Genomic DNA, 17196 nt, shown 5'->3' on the forward strand with positions numbered 1-17196 from the left:
TAGGAATTTTTGTCAAGAAGGAGGAAAGGGTAATGTTGCCGTTGCTGGAAGGAATCCGGGTCATCGAGGTCGGCGCGGTGGTGCTCGGTCCCTATGCCGGGCAGGTCCTTGCCGATCTTGGCGCCGACGTGATCAAGGTCGAGCCGCTCGAGGGCGACATCGCTCGCGATGCGCACCCGGCAGGCACCGGCGGCGGCGCGCTGTTCGTGAACAACAATCGCAACAAACGCATGCTCGCGCTCGATCTCAAGGCGCCCGAAGGCCGCGCCGCGCTCGCCAGGCTGCTCGGCACCGCCGACGTCCTCTTCCACAACATGCGCGTCGATGCCGCCGAGCGGCTCGGCCTCGGCTTCGCCGCGGTCGCCGCGATCAACCCGCGCATCATCCATTGCGCCGCGATCGGCTTCGGCCAGCGCGGACCCTATCGCGACCGCCCGGCGTTCGACGATGTCATCCAGGCGGCATGCGGCATTGCCGGCCTCGCCACGGCGACCGGGGGTGATCCGCGCTTCGTCCCGACCATCCTCGCCGACAAGGTTGCCGCGCTCCATGCGGTCTACGGCATCCTCGCCGCCTTGGTCGCGCGCGCCAACGGCCGGGAAGGGCCGATTCAGATCGAAGTCCCGATGTTCGAGGCGCTCGCTGCCTTCCTGCTCAACGAACATCTCGCCGGCGCGACATTCGCTTCGGATGGTGCGGTCGGCTATCCCCGCCTGCTCTCCCCGGACCGCCGCCCGTTCCGCACCGCGGATGGTTGGATCGCAGTCCTTCCCTATACCGACCGCCAGTGGCGCGCCTTCCTCGCCGAGATCGACCGCGAGGACGTGATCGCGCAGGGCTGGTTCACGGATCCCCGCAAGCGCCAGGCTCACATCAGCGAACTCTACGCGCTGATCGCCGCCGTCCTTCCCGCCCGCACGACCGATGCCTGGATCACCGCGCTTGAGGCGCGCGATGTCCCCTGCTCGAAAATCAGCGGAATCGACGACCTGCTCACCGATCCTCACTTGACCGAAATCGGCTTCTTCGACGTCCCCGAGGGATATCCCGCGGGCGTCGTCCGCACCCTTCCGCAGCCAGTGCGTTACGAAGGGATCGCGGCATCCCCCGACATCGCGCCGCGACCGCTCGGCGCGGACAGCCGGACGGTGCTGGCGGAATGTGGATTCGACCAGGACGAGATCTGCAGGCTGATCGCGAGCGGCATCGTCAGCGGCTAAGCCGCTCCGCCACGAACGCCGCCCCGTCGGCGATTCCCTTTCGCGCCACCGCGGCGATCGACATTGCCTCGAGAAAGCTGTGCGTCGCGCCGGGATAGACGATCGCATCGCTCGCCACTCCGGCCAAGCGCAGCCGCGCTTCCATCGCCAGCGATTGCTCGGTCAGCAGATCGCATTCGGGAATGACCAGCAGTACCGGCGGCAACCCGGCGAGATCGGCAAGCAGCGGGCAAGCCAGCGGATCGCTGCGCTCGCGGTCGAAATCGCTCAGATAGTTGGCGTAATAGGCCACCGCCTCGGCGCGATCCATGATCGATCCCGGCCCGCCGAACGCCGCCTCGGCCGAGTCCGAAACCACAGTCGAAAAATAGCCGTAGTTGGACAGGATGGCGCGAACCAAGCCGTCCTCTCCCCGGTCGCGCAACCGCAGCGCCGTTGCGAAACTCAGATTGGCCCCCGCCGAATCCCCGCCTATCGCCAATCGAGCCGGATCGACGCCCAGTTCGCTGCCATGCGCTTTCAGCCACAGCATCAGCGCCTCGATCCGGTCGAGCGCGACGGGATATTTATACTCGGGCGACAGCGGGTAATCGACCCCGATTACCGCGAACCCGCCCGCCGCCGCATATTCGCGCATCAGCCGGTCGTGCGTATCGATCGAGAAGAGCGTGAACCCGCCGCCGTGCAGATAGATCAGAGCCGGCGCCGGCTCGGTGACCCCTTCCGGAAAATATGCCCGCACGTGCAGCTTGCCCGCACCGGAATCGAACATGCGCTCGATCGTCCGCGCCATCTCCGGCCCGCCCTCGGCCCAGCGCGCGCGCACCGCCTCGCAGACCGCGCGCTGTCCGGGGAAATCCAGCGTGTCGAATGGCGGATGCTGCGCCCAACGTGCCTTCATCTCCGCCAGGAACGCCGCAATCTCCGGGTCGAGCGTCACTTCACCGGTAGCCACTGCGCGTCTTTCCCATGCGCGAACCATGGCGCGGGCAGTTTCCGTTCCATCGGCCACAATTCATCGAGCGTGTCCGCGTCGAACAGCTGCCCGCCACGCATCACCAGCTTTACCGACCGAGTGTTGCGGATATCCGCTACCGGATCGCTGTCGAACACCACCAGGTCGGCATATTTGCCCGCCTCCAGCGTGCCCATGTCGCCCAGCCGCCCGATCGTCTCCGCCGCGCCCGCGGTCGCCGCGTGCAGCACCGCCATCGGCGCCATCCCGCCCAGCGTGTGCGCCTCCATCTCATGGTGGAAGCCGATCCCCGGCTCGTCGCCATGCGACCCCATTCCCACCAGCGCACCGTTCTCCGCCAGCTTGGCCACGTCCGCCGCCAGCATCGGCATTCGCGACGCGTCGAGCGAGCCCCAGTCGCGATGGCCGAGCTTCTGCGCGATCGCCGGCGGCGGCCAGAATCGTTTCACCTTCGCGTCGAGTGCCGGATCGTATTTCGCGACATAATAGTGCCGCCCCGCCGGTCCGCTGGTGTTGACCAGCAAGGTCGAGACGTAGCTGGTCCGCGTGAGCTGATAGAGCTTGAGCACGTCCTCCTGCAGCGGCGCGATCGGCAGCGCATGCTCGTTGCCGGCATAGCCGTCGAGGATCTGGGTCAGGATCAGCTTGGGATTGTGGCTCCCTTCGGTGGTCGGCAGGATACCCTGCTCGCGCGCCGCCATTGCGATCCATTGCCGCACGGTGCGGCTCTCGCCGCGATACTGTTTGATGTTCCGCAGGCCCCACGCTTCGCGATAGCGCCGCAGGATCGCCCGCGCCTCGTCGAGCGACGCGATCCGCTCCTTCGAGAACAATGCCGGCCCCGTCGAGCGCAGCCGCGGCCCCACGATCAGCCCGGCATCGATCAGGTCCTGATAGGCGACCTGATCGATCCCCAGGGTCGACGGATCGAACGAGGTCGTCACCCCATAGGCCAGGCGCGCGCGCAGCCCCCATTCCTCGTAACCGATGACGTTGCGCCGCACCCCGCCGATATGGTCGTGATCGTCGACGAAACCCGGCGCAACGGTCTTGCCGCCAAGCTCGCGCGCGGGCGTTCCCGCGGGCACCGCGAAGCTCCCGCGCGGGCCGATCGCGGCGATGCGGTCCCCGGTGATCAGGATGTCGGCATCCTCCACCACCTTGTTCCCGTCCGCCATCGTCAGCGCGCGTGCCCCCCGCAGCAACAGGCTCCCGGCCGGCTTCGCGCGGGGCAGCTCGGCGACCAGCTCGACATGCCCCTTCGGCACCGGCGCCTTCGCATCGGGAAGCAGCTGAACGAAGTTGCCGACCGACCAGATCAGGCTGCCATCGGCGCGCCAGTCGAAAAAGTCGGCCCCCATGTCGGTCACCCGCCGCCCGGGATTGCCCGGCGCGGTCAGGTCGATCTCCTTCGCCGGATCGGCCGGCACCGGCACGACATAGAGCTGCTCGCTGGTCTGCGCCGCGACCCACTTGCCGTCGGCGCTGATCCGCATGTCGTCTGCGGTCGCGAGCACGTCGGTGAAGTAATAGCCCTGCGCCTTGACCATCGCGACGCGCCGCTTTTCGCCTGAAGCAAGCTCCACCGAGGTCAGACCGTCGTCGCTCATCAGATAGACGGTGCCGGGCCGGCCATTCACGAAGTGCGGCTTCTGCCCCAGCCGCCCGCTCGTCACCACCCGCGCCGCACCACCCGCAACCGGAATTTCCACCAGCTCGCCCTGCCGCACCGTCCCGAACTCGAAGCTGGTCTGCTGCCGCGCCGCCGCCGGCGATCGCACCGCAAGGATCGTCTTCCCATCCGGCGTGAAGGCGGGATGCGTATAGAAGGCCGCCACATCGCTCATCTTCACCGGCTTGCCCGATCCGTCCGCGGCGATGCGCCATACCGCTCCGCCCCCGCTCTCGCTCCACGTCACATAGGTGATGTGCTTGCCGTCCGGGCTCCACCCCGGCAGTGACGGCGGATCGCCTGCGACCGGCAGCCGCACCGCCGCACCACCGTCCAGCGCCTGTACGTAAACGCTGCCCAGCGCCGCAAATGTCACGCGTTTCCCGTCGGGCGACGGCGTCGTCCCCTGCGGCAGCTTGACGCGCACTGCCCCCGTTTCCTCGCGAAAGCCGATCCGCGTCCCCGGCCCGACCTCTAGATCCAGCTTGGCAATGAACGGAATCCGCACCGCCGCCGATCCGTCGACCGGCCGCCGCTCGATCTTCCCGTTCAACGCGATCAGGATCGCCTTGCCGTCGGGGGTGAAGGTGTAGCGCGGGATCAGGTCCATCCACGCCGCGCCGTTCATCAGGTCGAGCGGCGCCGGCCCCAGGTCACGGTCCGCGCCCGTGGCCAGGTCGCGCACGCGAAGCCGCGTCGCCGCCATCTGCCGCGTGGCATAGGCGAGCAGCTTGCCGTCGGGCGAGATCGCCGGGCGGAAGAAGGTCTCGCTCCCCGCCTCGCGCCCGCCCGAGCTGCCGATCACCGTTTCCTCGGCGCCGGTCGCGAGGTTTCGGCGCATGATCGTCCACGGCACCGGCTCGTCGAACGACAGGTCGCCCACCCGCCGCGCATAATAGAGCCACTTGCCGTCCTTCGACGCCGCCGCGCCCAGCGTGCTCTGCCATGCGGTGCGTGGCGCGTCGGGCGTCAACTTCGCCGGCGCGACCAGCTCGCCCGGTCCGCCGTCGATCGGATGCTTCCACAGCTCGTAGCGGTCCCAGCGGATGCGGACGCGGCTGACATAGACATGCTTGCCGTCCGCACTCCATTCGGGCGAGGTCCGCACCGCCCCTTCATCTTCGTCGGTGATCCGTCGCGCCCCGCTTCCGTCCGCCCGCGCGATCCACACATTGTCGCCGCCCGAACGATCGCTGACATAGGCGATCCACTTGCCGTCCGGGGAGAAAGTGGGCTGCACCTCGAATGCGATGCCCTGCGCGATCGGCACCGCGCGGCCGCCGTTCGCGGGCATCGCGTAGAGCTCGCCCAGCATGTCGAACAGGATCGTCTTCCCATCGGGCGAAACGGCGAGCGACATGAAGGTGCCGCTCGACACTTCGTAGCTGAGCGTGCGCCGTTCGGTCATCGGCAACGCGTCCTTCGCCACCGTCGGCGCCGCGAATGCGATCATCGAAGCCAGACCCAGCAACGCGCGCTTCATACTCGACCCCCATTCACTCCACCGAGCCTAACCCGCACCGTCCACGCCCGGAATGGGCCAAGACGCGCAATCTCCGCCCGCCAAGCCTCAGTGAAGATGCCCGTGCGCGCGCGGCTCGCGCATTCGCCATGCCACGACGAACGCCACCGCGCACACCGCCGAGACATACCAGGCGAACAGTCCCTCATGCCCCATCTGCTTGAGCAGCAGCGCCGCCCACTCCGCCGTCCCGCCGAAGATCGCCGAGGCGATGGCGTGCCCGAGCCCGACGCCGAGCGCCCGCACCCGCGCCGGGAAAAGCTCGGCTTTGAACAGCCCGGAGACCGAAGTGTAGAAGCTCAGGATCACCAGCGCCGCGAACACCAGCAGCCCAGCGCTCCACATCGTCTGCGCCTGCCCGATCGCGCCGAGCAACGGCACGGCGAACAGCGTCATGCCCCCGCTGAAGATCAGAAGATTGGTCCGCCGCCCGATCCGGTCCGAAAGCGTGCCCAGCACCGGCTGGAGCAGCAGGAAGGCAAAAGTGACGATCAGCATCGTCCGGCTCGCGCTCGCCACATCCATCCCCGCGGTGTTGACGAGGTATTTCTGCATATACGTCGTGAAGGTGTAGAGCGTCACCGCCCCCGCCGCGCTCAGTGCCATCACCACGAACATCGCGCGCGGATGCTTGAACAGCGTCTTCAGCGACCCCGCATCCTCGCCCTTACCCGCCGGCTCGGCGGTCTCGTGCATCACGTCGCGGAACAGGATGAACATCCCGGCCAGCACCGCGCCGAGGATGAACGGCAGGCGCCAGCCCCATTCGCGGATCGCGTCCTCGCTCATCGTCGCCTGCAGCGTGAACACCACCAGCAGGGCGAACAGCTGCCCGCCGATCAACGTGACGAATTGGAATGAGGCGTAGAAGCCGCGCTTCCCCGGCTCGGCGATCTCGCTGAGATACGTCGCCGCCGCGCCGTACTGCCCGCCCGTCGAGAAACCCTGCATCAATCGCGCGACCAGCAGCAAGGCCGGCGCCCCCGCGCCGATCATGGCATAGGTCGGCAGCACGCCCACCAGCAGCGATCCCGCGCCCATCAGGATCACCGACGCGATCATCGCCGCACGCCGCCCGTGGCGGTCTGCATAGCGCCCGAAGAACCACCCGCCGAGCGGCCGGATCAGGAACCCCGCGGCATAGATCGCGGCGACATTGAGTAGCTGCGCGGTGCGATCCCCCGCCGGAAAGAAGGCCGAGGCGAAGTAGAGCGCGGTATAGGCATAGGCGTAGAAGTCGTACCATTCGATCAGATTGCCGACGGATCCCGCTACCGCAGCGCGCGCCCGCGCCTTGCGATCGAGCGGCACGGCATGCGCCGCGCGCGTGTCGAGCGGAGCGTCCCCGTCCGCGGGCACGCCGATCATTCCGGGAATCCGGGTCATTCGTCCTCTCCTGCACGGGCGGACTCGCGCCGTTCTTATCCGGCCAGCTCGCGCGAACGCACCGCCGCCGCATCCACGACCTTCCGGACGAGCCGGTCGATCGCATCCTCCTGATCCATCTGTGCTAGCCCGGCAGCGGTGGTGCCGCCGGGGCTGGTCACCTGCCGCCGCAGCTCGGCGATCTCGGCCGGGTCCGCGCCCGCCAGCGCCGCCGCGCCGGTGAAGGTCGCGCGCGCGAGCTGCATCGACAGCTCCGGCGGCAGTCCCGCGTCCGCACCCGCCTTGGCCAGCGCCTCGGTGAACCGGAAGAAATAGGCCGGGCCGCTGCCCGACACCGCGGTCACCGCGTCGATCTGCGCTTCCTCGTCGATCCACACCACCTGCCCGGTCGGGCCGAGCAGCTCGTTGACTCTGGCGAAATCGCTCATCCGCACGTCGCGCCCGGCGACTGCGGCAGTAATGCCCTGTCCGATCGCCGCGGGCGTGTTAGGCATGGTCCGTACTGACCGTCCGCTGCCCAGCGCGTCGTTCAGCCCCTGCAGCGTGATCCCGGCCATGATCGACACGAACAGCGCGTCGCCTCGTGCCAGCGGCCGAAGTGAATCGCCGATCGAGGGAAACACTTGGGGCTTCACCGCTAGAACGACCGCCAAATCGTCGCCCGGCTCGACATCGTCGAGCCTTTCCACCCGCTCCGCACCTTCGGGCAGTTCGGCCGCCAGCGGGTCAAACACCAGCACGCGATGCGCGCCCTGCCAGCCGCGCGCCATCGCGCCGCCCATTCGTCCGCACCCGACCAGCAACACGTCCATCAGCGAATATCCTTGTAGCGCTCGGCAAGCAGATCCTGCCGCGAGCGCGCGGATACCCGACGTCCTTCAATGATCACAGCCGTCGCGTTGGTCGACGGCTCCAGTGGATCGCCGTCCCACACCACCAGGTCGGCGTCGGCGCCGGCGCTGAGCGTACCGCCGCCCTTGCTCCAGATGCTGAGCGGATTGACCGTCACCGCACGCAGCGCGTCGGCATAGGGCAGCCCGTTCGCCACCGCGATCCCTGCGCCTTCGCGCAATGCGATGCCGGCGTTATAGTTTGTGTGGATCTTGCCCCCGGCGAGGCCGAAGGCGACCTTTACACCTGCTCGCGCCAGGATCGCGGCATTGTCCTGCCGCGCGCCCAGCTCGTCGAACCCGCCCGGCAGATTGGCCGCGGGATCGAGCACCACCGGGATCTTCGCCGCAGCCAGCGCGTCGGCCGCGCGCCATGCCTGCGCGCCCTCGACAATGATCACGCGGATGCCGAAATCGCTGGCCAGCTTGATCGCCTCCCGAATGTCGGATTCGCGGTTGGTGTGGATCGCCAGCGGCGTCTCCCCCGCGATCACGCCGCGGATCAGCTCCTCGCCCACCCGGCGCCCGCGCCCCGGCGGCGGTCCATGGCGGTCATGCTTCTTGCCGTCGCCCGCCTCGGGCGCCGGCATCGCGCGCTTCGCATCGCCCAGCGCTTTGCGCAGCACCGCCCATTGCTGCGCGCGCGATCCGACCCGGTCCCACGCCCCGCCGCCGATCACGGCATAGACCGCGACCTCGCGCTCGCCGAGGATATCGACGCCCTCGCGGAAGCGCGCGATCGCCGGCTCGCCGGCGAACACCGGGATGCGCGACGGTGAGGGATAAATCAGCGCCCGCGTGACCCCGTCGGCGCGGATCAGATCGACCAGCGTCGAATTGCCGTTGAGCGCGCGCGACGGATCGAAGCCGGCATTGCGCTCGTCGGACGATCCCTGGTCGCGTGTGTCGGCGGAAGCGGTCTCGATCAGCCCCACTTGCGTTGCGCCGTTCATCAGCCCCGGCGTCACCGGCTTGCCGCGCGCGTCGATCACGCTTGCGTCCTCCGGCACCTCGCCGCCCGGCGTGACCGAGACGATCCTGCCCTGCTCGATCACGATCGTAGCGTCCCTGACCGGCTCGCCTGATTCCATCGTCCAGGCCTCGGCATGGGTGACAGCGATGGTCTGCGCGGCGGCGGGCGTGGCGGCGAGCGCCAGCAGATATGCGAGCGTCCGGATCATCGCACGCCGCCCCGCCCTAGCTCGAAGTCGGAGACCGGTGTGGCCGGCGGTTTCGACCGGTCCCATGCCACCGCCCCATCGATCAGCACCAGATCAGCCTTGGTGTAGATACTGAACGGATCGCCTGACCACAGCACCAGGTCCGCCTGATAGCCCGCCTTCAGCGTGCCCACCCGGTCCGCCAGCCCCAGCAGCTTCGCGGGATTGCTGGTCGTCCATTTGATCATCGCCTCGGGCGGCGTCTCGATGCCGATCCGCCGCCCCGCCGCCGCGGCCTTGGCCGCGGTGATATTGAGCCGCTGGCCGTCCGCCGCGGAGTCCGAATGCATCATCACGCACGCACCCGCGCGTTCGAGCAGCGGCGCCTCGGCACGTACCGCATCCTGCGCCTCGATCTTGAAGCCCCACCAGTCGGCCCATACCGCCGCACACGTCCCGCTCTCGCGCAGCAGTCGGGGTATTTTATACGCCTCGGTCGCATGGTGGATTGCGCCGATGCGGAAGCCGAATTCCTTCGCCACCGCCAGCACCGACGCGATGTCGTTGGCGCGGTAGCAGTGCAGGTTGACGCGGATATCGCCCGCCATGATGCCGAGCAACGCTTCCTTCTTGAGATCGCGCGCCACCTTGCCCGCGGCGCGCTCCCGGCCATAGGTCTGCGCGTCGAGGAACGCCTGGCGCATGTACGCGACCACGCCCTGCCGGCTGGTCGGCCCCTCATTGTCGTCGTCGGCGCCCCAGCTCTTGGGATTCTCGCCGCACGCCATCTTGAAGCCCTGCGCGCTGCCGGCGACCTTCATGTCCCACACCGTCGCGCCGCGCACCGGCTTCACCACCACCGATCGCCCCGCGAAGATGGGCGTCGATCCGGGCAGGATCTGCATCGTCGTCACGCCGTTCATCAACGCGCGGTCGAACCCCATGTCCTGCGGATTGACCGCGGTCTCGATCCAGGTGTCGGCGCCGTTGGGGCTGCCCACTTCGGCGACGTCGCTCGCTTCGCGGTCGATATCGGTCAGCGGCACGACGAAGGTGCCGTTGTGCGTGTGCACGTCGATCACCCCCGGGGTGATCCAGCGCCCCTTGGCATCCACCTCGCGCACGCCGGGATTCGCCAGCGCCTTGCCGACCGCGACGATTTTCCCGCCGCGCACCAGCACGTCGCCGCCGTCGATCCGCCCGCCCGCGCCGTCGAGGATCGTCGCCCCGCGCAGAAGCATATCGTCGGGGGCGGCTGGCCTGTAGCGGCTCGGGAACGGATCGTCCTTCCACGGCTCGGACCGGACCTGCGCTGCACCCGGCGCAGCCAGCCACGCCGCAATTGCGATCACCGCTCCGAACCTTGCCCCCTTCGCCATCGTCAACGTTCCCGGTTGAACCTCTTCATCCACGCGACGCTTTCTGCATCGGGCAGCGCCCCGAGGATCGCGCGCAGCGTCGCGTCGTCCTCGTCCTGCCCCAGCTTGAACCTGCCCGAAAGACCGGTGACGCGCGCACGGAAACCGATGATGCGCGTCAGCATCCTGCCATAGCGCGGCCCCAGCTCCTCCACGCCCCAGGGCGCGGGCCGCCTCGCTTCCATCGCGTCGATCAGCACCTTGAGCGAATATTCCGTCAGCGCCTCGTCGAACGTGATCTCGGCCGCCACCTTGACCTGCGCATAGTTCCAGGTCGGCGCCCAGTCGCGGCGCCCGGCATGCTCGGGGCTGACATAGGCGTCGGGCCCGCTGAATAAGAGGGTCGCGCGCGGATTCTCGTGCAATGCATGGTGCAGCGGGTTGGACCGCATCAGATGCCCGATCAGCTCGATCAACCGGTCCTCGCCGTCATAAACGCCGATCAGCGGCAACAGGCTCGCCTCCAGCGCCCCGGCTCCGCCACCGCATACCCAGGCGAGCGGATAGCCCTCGATCAGCGCCCGCACGTCCGCCGCGTCGAACCGCTCGAACAACGGCCGTTCGTCCCGCGCTTCCGCTACGCTCGCGCTACCTTCAGCTTCGCCCATGTGCCCCGATGCCTGCGATTTGATGGCCCCCTTGTTCACCAGCGTTCGGGGAGCGGCAAGCACCAAGACCGAAAAGCATCGGGGTCCAGCCGGAGGTTGCCAGCATGGATTTGCCATATTAGCCTTGGCCCCCATCATCGTTTCCAATGGCGGAAGGATCTGGTCCAATGCTGCGGCCGTGGCAAGTCAGCCTGGGAGAGCGAATCGACCCCGCGCGTGACGTCCCGATCTACATGCAGATCATCCAGGCGCTGATTCGCGACATCGAACGCGGACGCCTGACGTCGGGCACCTACCTCCCCTCCAGCCGCGAACTGGCGCAAGTGCTCGGCGTCAACCGCAAGACCGTGGTGCTCGCCTATGAGGACCTGATCGCGCAGGGCTGGCTCGACTCCGCCGGCACGCGCGGCACCATGGTCTCCGCCTCGCTCCCCGAGCCCGCGAACAAGCAGCGGACCGAGGCCGAGGCGACGATGAGCAATGTGCCGATCGACTATCGCTTCGCCGCGCCGCCCGAACGTCCGCTTGCGCTCCCCTCCGGCCCCGGCCTCAAGCTCGACGAGGGCGCGCCCGACGGCCGCCTCTTCCCCGCCGAACTGCTCGCCCGCGCCTATCGCTCGGCCGCGCACAAGGCATCGCGCGAGAACAAGTTCCAATATGGCGACCCGCGCGGCACCCCAGCGCTGCGCGAGAGCATCGCGACGATGCTCAAGAGCCAGCGCGGCCTGCCGGTCACCGCCGAAAATATCTGCATCACCCGTGGCAGCCAGAACGGCATCTTCCTCGCCGCGCATGTCTTGGTCCGCCCTGGCGACACGGTGATCGTCGAGGCGCTCACCTACGAGCCCGCGGTCGCCGCCTTTCGCGCGCTCGGCGCCAATGTCGTCGCGGTCGGCCTCGACGAGGACGGGATCGACATCGCCGCGGTCGAGCATGCCTGCCGCCGCAACGCGGTGCGCGCGGTGTTCGTGACACCGCACCACCAGTTCCCCACCACCGTCTCACTCCGTCCCGAGCGTCGCCTGCGCCTGCTGGAGCTCGCCCATCAGTTCGGTTACGCGATCATCGAGGACGATTACGATCACGAGTTCCACTTCGAATCGCAGCCCTTGCTGCCCATGGCCGGCTATGGCCCGGGCCATGTCATCTATGTCGGCTCGATGTCGAAGCTGCTGCTGCCCGCGCTGCGAATCGGCTATGTCGCCGCCCCGCCGGCGGTGATCGACGCGATCGCGCACATGGTCTCGCTTACCGACGGCATGGGCAACGCCCTGACCGAGGACGCCGCCGCCGAGCTGATCGAGAATGGCGAGCTCCGCCGCCACGCACGCAAGGTGCGGCAGGTCTATGCCAAGCGTCGCGAGAGCTTCGCCGCGGAGATCGACCGCACGCTCGGCGATATCGTCGACTATAAGATGCCCGACGGTGGCCTCGCCTTCTGGCTGCGCTTCAGCACCGATCTCGACGCGATGGAAGCGCGCGCCGCGGCGATGGGGCTGCGCTTCGCCGCCTCGCGCTCGTTCATGACCCGCGACGACGCCCCGCGCGGCCTGCGCATCGGCTTCGCCAGCCTCAATGAGCACGAGGCGAAGACCGCCGTCGCGGCATTGCGCGAAGCGGCGGGGTGATTGGTCCCGTCGCGGGATCGACACTTGGATGTTTTCCGCTCCATCGCAAAGGCGGACCCTTGGGCAAAAGGGAGGATAACCGATGAAACATCTGACGCTCGCCATTGCCGTCTTGGCCCTGCCGGCAGTTCCAGTCGCGGCGCAGGAAGCGCCCAAGCCCGCCGCGCAGGAAGCCTGGCCGGAAGCCTGGTTCGAGATCTTCAAGCTCGCGCCCGGGAAGCAGGAGGAATTCATTCGTCGCATCGCCCAGGCGGACGAGGTTGCGGCAGCCGGCGGCCAGCCGCCGATTCAGCTCTTCTTCCATGAGAATGGCGCCGATTTCGACGTGATCATCTTCAAGCCCGTCACCGGCTTCAAGCCGACCCCGGCGCAGCAGGCCGCGATGGACGCCAAGCGCAAGGAACTCGGCCTGCCCAGCGGCCCGGCCTATTTCGTCAACATCCGCGAGCTGATCGCCGAGCATACCGACTCCAAGACCTACGGCCCGCTCTCCGCGGCGAAATGGCTCGCCCGGCTCGACAAATGGCGCGCGGAGAATCCGCCTCGCAAATCGACGATGGGCAAGTGATGCCCGGCCGGCGCACTGTCCTCGCGCTCGGCGCGAGTACCGCGGCTGCCGCGCTGACCCGCACCGCCTTCGCGGCCGAGGGGGATCTCGACACCGCATATCTCAACGCGCGCGTCTGGACGGGCGCCGGTCCCGCAACCCGCTCCGACGCGATCGGGGTGAAGGGCGACCGCATCGCCGCGCTCGGCGCCGATGCGGTCCGTGCGCGCACTGGCAAGCGCACCCGGGTCGTCGACCTCAAGGGCGCGTTCGTCACCCCCGGCTTCATCGATCCGCACGTCCATTTCGTGAAGGCCGCGACGATGCTGTCGCAGCCCTCGCTGCGCGACGCTGCCGATCCCCAGGAATTCGTCGCGCGCATCGCCGCCGCCGCCAAGGCACTGCCCAAGGGCGCCTGGCTCGAAGGCGGGAACTGGGACCAGGATCGCTGGGGCGGCGAGATGCCGCATCGCAAGTGGATCGACGCCGTCACCCCCGACACCCCCGTCGCGGTGATCCGCTATGATCTCCACATGCTGTTTCTCAACTCGCTGGCGCTCAAGCTGGCGGGGATCGACCGCAACACCGTCTCCCCGCCCGGTGGGGTAATCGAGAAAGACGCCGGCGGTGAACCCACCGGCATCATCAAGGATTCGGCCAAGGATCTCGTCCTGCGCGCGATCGGCGAGCAGACTCCCGAGCAGATCGACGCCGTCACGCGGCAGGGGATCGAGCTGGCGCTCAGCAAGGGCGTGACGCAGGTCCACCCGACCGAGCTCGAGACGATCAGCTTTGATTCCACCCGCCGCCTGCGCGCCAAGGGCGAGACCGGGCTGCGCTTCCGCCACTATCTCCCGCTCAAGGACTGGGAAACGCAGGCCGCGCTGATCGCCGAGGAAGGCCACGGCGACGATTGGGTCCAGTGGGGCGGGTGCAAGGTGGTGTTCGACGGCTCGCTCGGCTCGCGCACCGCGCGTTTCTACGAACCCTATCTCGACGAACCCGGCACGCGCGGCATCGTCGTCACCGATCCCGCCGACCTGCGCCGCTGGATCGAGGGCGCCGACAAGGCCGGGATCCAGGTCACCGCGCATGCGATCGGCGACGAGGCCAACGACATCGTGCTCGACACCTTCGCCTCGGTCGCCAAGGCCAACGGCCCGCGCGACCGGCGCTTCCGCGTCGAGCATGTCCAGCACATGAAGCCCGCAGCGGTCCCGCGGTTCAAGGCGCAGGACGTGATCGCCTCGGTCCAGCCCTATCACGCGATCGACGACGGCCGCTGGGCGGTGCGCCGTATCGGCGAGAAGCGCCTCAAGACCAGCTTCGCCTTCGGCTCGCTCGTCCGCTCCGGCGCGCATGTCTGCATGGGCTCGGACTGGCCGGTCGCGCCGATCGATCCGCTCACGGGGCTCGAGGCCGCGGTCGACCGCGAGACGCTCGACGGCAAGAACCCCGGCGGCTGGTACCCGGAACAGCGCGTCAGCCTCGCGCAGGCGATGCGCTGCTACACGCGCGAGGGCGCTTATGCCGGCTTCAACGACAGGAAGATGGGGCTGATCGCGCCCGGCTTCCTCGCCGACTTCGTCGTGTGGGATCAGGATTTCTTCGCGATCGACCCGCACCGGCTGACCCAGGCGAAGGTGCTGCGCACTGTCGTCGGAGGGATACAGCGTTTCGGCTGAGCCCGCTTAGCCATTGAGGTCGCGAAATTTACCCGTTTGGACCCTTGCGCATCCTCAAACTGGATGTTTCGCGGCCCAACCCCGACTCGCATGTTACCATCACGGTGCAGAGCCTGGCCCAGATCAGGCCCGTATCGGGAGGGACACGCAACACCAGTTGGGGGAGTTATTGATCATGGTTGCCCATCGCATCGCATTCAGGGGCGCCGCTGTCGCGGCTCTCGCCACCGCGCTCGCCACGCCCGCTTTCGCGCAGGATGCTCCGGTGGAGGACGTCGTCATCGTCGCCCAGCGCGACAACCAGACTCAAGTCAGCCGCAACGGCTCGCTCGGCGCGCTGGGCGACAAGGACGCGATGGACACCCCCTTCGCGGTAAAGAGCTATAACGAGGCGCTGATCCTCAATCAGCAGCCGCTGACGCTCGGCGCGGTGCTCGAGAACGATCCCTCGGTGCGCACAACACTCGGCTTCGGCAACATGTCCGAGCAGTTCGTCGTTCGCGGCTTCAACCTGTTCGGCGAGGATATCGCGATCGACGGCCTGTTCGGCGTCACGCCGCGCCAGCTCGTCTCGCCCGAGCTCTACGACCAGATCCAGATTCTCAACGGGGCCAGCGCCTTCCTGTTCGGCGCCGCGCCGGGCGGCTCCGCGCTGGGCGGAACTGTCAACCTCACGCCCAAGCGCGCGAAGGAACGAAACACCAACCGCCTCACCGTCAACTATCTGTCGGACTCGCATTTCGGCGGCGCCTTCGACTTCGGCCGCCGCTTCGGAGAAGACAAGGCGTTCGGCGCGCGCATCAACGGCGCGTTCCGGTCGGGCGACATCTCGATCGACGACGAATTCCGCCGCTCGGCGGTCGTGGGCGGCAGCTTCGACTGGCGCACCGACAATCTGCGCGTCAGCCTCGACCTCGCCTATCAGAACGTCAAGGCGCAGCACATGCGCCCGATGGTCCAGCTCAACAACTTCTACGGTGGCGCGACCACCCTGCCGGCCGTGCCGCGCGCCGACAGCAACTACGGGCAGTCCTGGTACAACCAGACGATCCGCGACGTCTTCGGGATCGTGAAGCTCGAATACGACGTGACCGAGAACCTCATGTTCTACGCCTCGGCCGGCGCGCGCGACACCGCCGAGCGCGGTGTCTATCAGGGCTTCCAGGTCCTCAACACGACCGGCGGCACCTTCACCGCGACCGCTAACGGGCCCGCCACGCTGGCGTCGGGCGCCGCGTTCGTCACCGGCTCCAACATCCCGCGCAACGACAATAACGAGGCTGCGCAGGCCGGCCTGCGCTTCAAGGGCGAGGGCTGGGGCATCACCCACCAGCTCAACATGGGCTATTCGCACAGCCGCTACGTCAACCGCAACGCGTTCGAGTTCAGCACCTCGGCGCCGGCAACCTCACCGCGGAACAACCTTTACGCGCCGGTGCAGGTCGCGCGGCCCGCGTTCAACGGGTTCGTCTCCGGCAACCTCGCCGATCCCAACCCGGCCAACCGCACACGCCTAGACAGCATCTTCGTGTCCGATACGCTGGGCTTCGCGGAAGACGTTGTGCAGCTGACGCTCGGGCTGCGGCACCAGAGCATTCACTTCCGCGCCTACAATATCAACACCAACGTCCAGACCAGCGAATACAAGGAAAGCGCGACGACACCGGTCGTCGGCCTCGTGATCCGGCCGAGCGGGAATATCTCGCTCTATGCCAACCGGATCGAGGGCCTTGCCCAGGGGCCGGTCGCGGGCGCCGGCACGCTCAATGTCGGCCAGGTGTTTCCGCCATTCCAGACGGTGCAGTACGAGGTCGGGGGCAAGGTCCAGTTCGGCCGCTTCAATGCGTCGATCGCTGGATTCCAGACCGATCGGCCGCAGGGGCTCAATGTGCCGACGGCGCCGGGCGTGACTCCGGCGGGCACCATCTTCACGGTCGATGGCCTGCAGCGCAACAAGGGCATCGAGGTCAGCGTCGACGGCGAGCCGGTCAAGGGCCTGCGCATCATCGCCGGCTTTTCGATCACCGACGCCAAGCAGCGCCGCACCCAGGGCGGGTTGAACGACGGCCGCGACGCCGTAGGCGTCCCCGAATACACCGCCAACGCGAACATCGAATGGGACGTCTATGGCGGCCTGACGCTCACCGGCCGCGTGATGCAGACCGGCAAGCAGGCGTTCAACGTCACCAACACCATCATCCTGCCCGAATGGACTCGCTTCGATCTCGGCGCGCGCTACGTGATCGATGCGGGGGGCGCGCCGCTCACCTTCCGGTTCAACGTCGATAACGTCGCCAACGAGCGCTACTGGGCGTCCTCGCTCGGCGGCTATCTCGTCCAGGGCATGCCGCGTACCTTCAAGGCTTCGGCAACGATCGACTTCTGAGGCGGCCGCCGCGTTCCCACCAAGCCAGGTTGTCGCGCGGCCCCCGAGGTCGCGCGGCAGCGGCTGCGCGGGCGCTCGGCTCGCGCTCCGTTTGCTGC

Annotated in this window: 12 protein-coding genes; 5 read left to right on the forward strand and 7 right to left on the reverse strand. The window is 68.0% G+C overall.

Features of this window, described 5'->3' with window-relative positions; all coding sequences use genetic code 11:
• Window positions 1-32 precede the first annotated feature (32 nt).
• Window positions 33-1220, forward strand: a complete 1188-nt coding sequence (locus tag ACO227_RS17100) for a CaiB/BaiF CoA transferase family protein (protein WP_423603408.1) — start codon at window positions 33-35, stop codon at window positions 1218-1220.
• Here the strand turns inward: ACO227_RS17100 and ACO227_RS17105 are convergent.
• From ACO227_RS17105 to ACO227_RS17135, 7 genes are all read right to left on the reverse strand, one after another.
• Window positions 1210-2175: an alpha/beta hydrolase fold domain-containing protein gene (locus tag ACO227_RS17105; RefSeq protein ID WP_423603410.1), complete on the reverse strand. Its 966-nt coding sequence runs from the start codon at window positions 2173-2175 to the stop codon at window positions 1210-1212. The genes ACO227_RS17100 and ACO227_RS17105 overlap by 11 nt on opposite strands.
• Window positions 2157-5321, reverse strand: a complete 3165-nt coding sequence (locus ACO227_RS17110) for an amidohydrolase family protein (RefSeq protein ID WP_423603412.1) — start codon at window positions 5319-5321, stop codon at window positions 2157-2159. The genes ACO227_RS17105 and ACO227_RS17110 overlap by 19 nt, the downstream gene beginning before the upstream one ends.
• A 117-nt stretch (window positions 5322-5438) precedes the next feature.
• Window positions 5439-6776, reverse strand: a complete 1338-nt coding sequence (locus ACO227_RS17115; protein ID WP_423603414.1) for an MFS transporter — start codon at window positions 6774-6776, stop codon at window positions 5439-5441.
• Between the two features lie 35 nt (window positions 6777-6811).
• Complete coding sequence (gene proC, locus ACO227_RS17120) at window positions 6812-7588, reverse strand: pyrroline-5-carboxylate reductase (protein WP_423603416.1); 777 nt, start codon at window positions 7586-7588, stop codon at window positions 6812-6814.
• The gene (locus ACO227_RS17125) at window positions 7588-8847 is read right to left on the reverse strand and encodes an amidohydrolase family protein (protein WP_423603418.1); all 1260 of its coding nucleotides are present in this window, start codon (window positions 8845-8847) and stop codon (window positions 7588-7590) included. The genes proC and ACO227_RS17125 overlap by 1 nt, the downstream gene beginning before the upstream one ends.
• A complete protein-coding gene (locus ACO227_RS17130) occupies window positions 8844-10205 on the reverse strand; it encodes an amidohydrolase family protein (RefSeq protein WP_423603420.1) in 1362 nt (453 codons plus the stop codon). The genes ACO227_RS17125 and ACO227_RS17130 overlap by 4 nt, the downstream gene beginning before the upstream one ends.
• Before the next feature lie 2 nt (window positions 10206-10207).
• Window positions 10208-10891 carry an FMN-binding negative transcriptional regulator gene (locus ACO227_RS17135; protein ID WP_423603422.1) on the reverse strand — a complete coding sequence of 228 codons (684 nt, stop codon included), beginning with the start codon at window positions 10889-10891 and terminating at the stop codon, window positions 10208-10210.
• A gap of 128 nt (window positions 10892-11019) precedes the next feature.
• On the opposite strand from ACO227_RS17135, the gene ACO227_RS17140 reads away from it, so the two are divergent.
• The 4 genes from ACO227_RS17140 to ACO227_RS17155 all read left to right on the forward strand — a co-directional run bounded on the left by ACO227_RS17140 (window position 11020) and on the right by ACO227_RS17155 (window position 17098).
• Entirely contained in the window at window positions 11020-12480 is a 1461-nt protein-coding gene (locus ACO227_RS17140) for a PLP-dependent aminotransferase family protein (protein ID WP_423603424.1), read from the forward strand.
• Between the two features lie 82 nt (window positions 12481-12562).
• Window positions 12563-13048 (forward strand): hypothetical protein, encoded by a 486-nt coding sequence (locus tag ACO227_RS17145; RefSeq protein WP_423603426.1) that lies wholly within the window; start codon window positions 12563-12565, stop codon window positions 13046-13048.
• Window positions 13048-14712 carry an amidohydrolase gene (locus ACO227_RS17150; RefSeq protein ID WP_423603428.1) on the forward strand — a complete coding sequence of 555 codons (1665 nt, stop codon included), beginning with the start codon at window positions 13048-13050 and terminating at the stop codon, window positions 14710-14712. The genes ACO227_RS17145 and ACO227_RS17150 overlap by 1 nt, the downstream gene beginning before the upstream one ends.
• 175 nt (window positions 14713-14887) lie before the next feature.
• Window positions 14888-17098: a TonB-dependent receptor gene (locus ACO227_RS17155; RefSeq protein WP_423603430.1), complete on the forward strand. Its 2211-nt coding sequence runs from the start codon at window positions 14888-14890 to the stop codon at window positions 17096-17098.
• The last annotated feature ends 98 nt before the right edge of the window (window positions 17099-17196 follow it).

Origin of the sequence: Sphingomonas sp. MS122, from assembly GCF_049532975.1 — a bacterium.
Taxonomy (GTDB): Bacteria; Pseudomonadota; Alphaproteobacteria; order Sphingomonadales; family Sphingomonadaceae; genus Sphingomonas.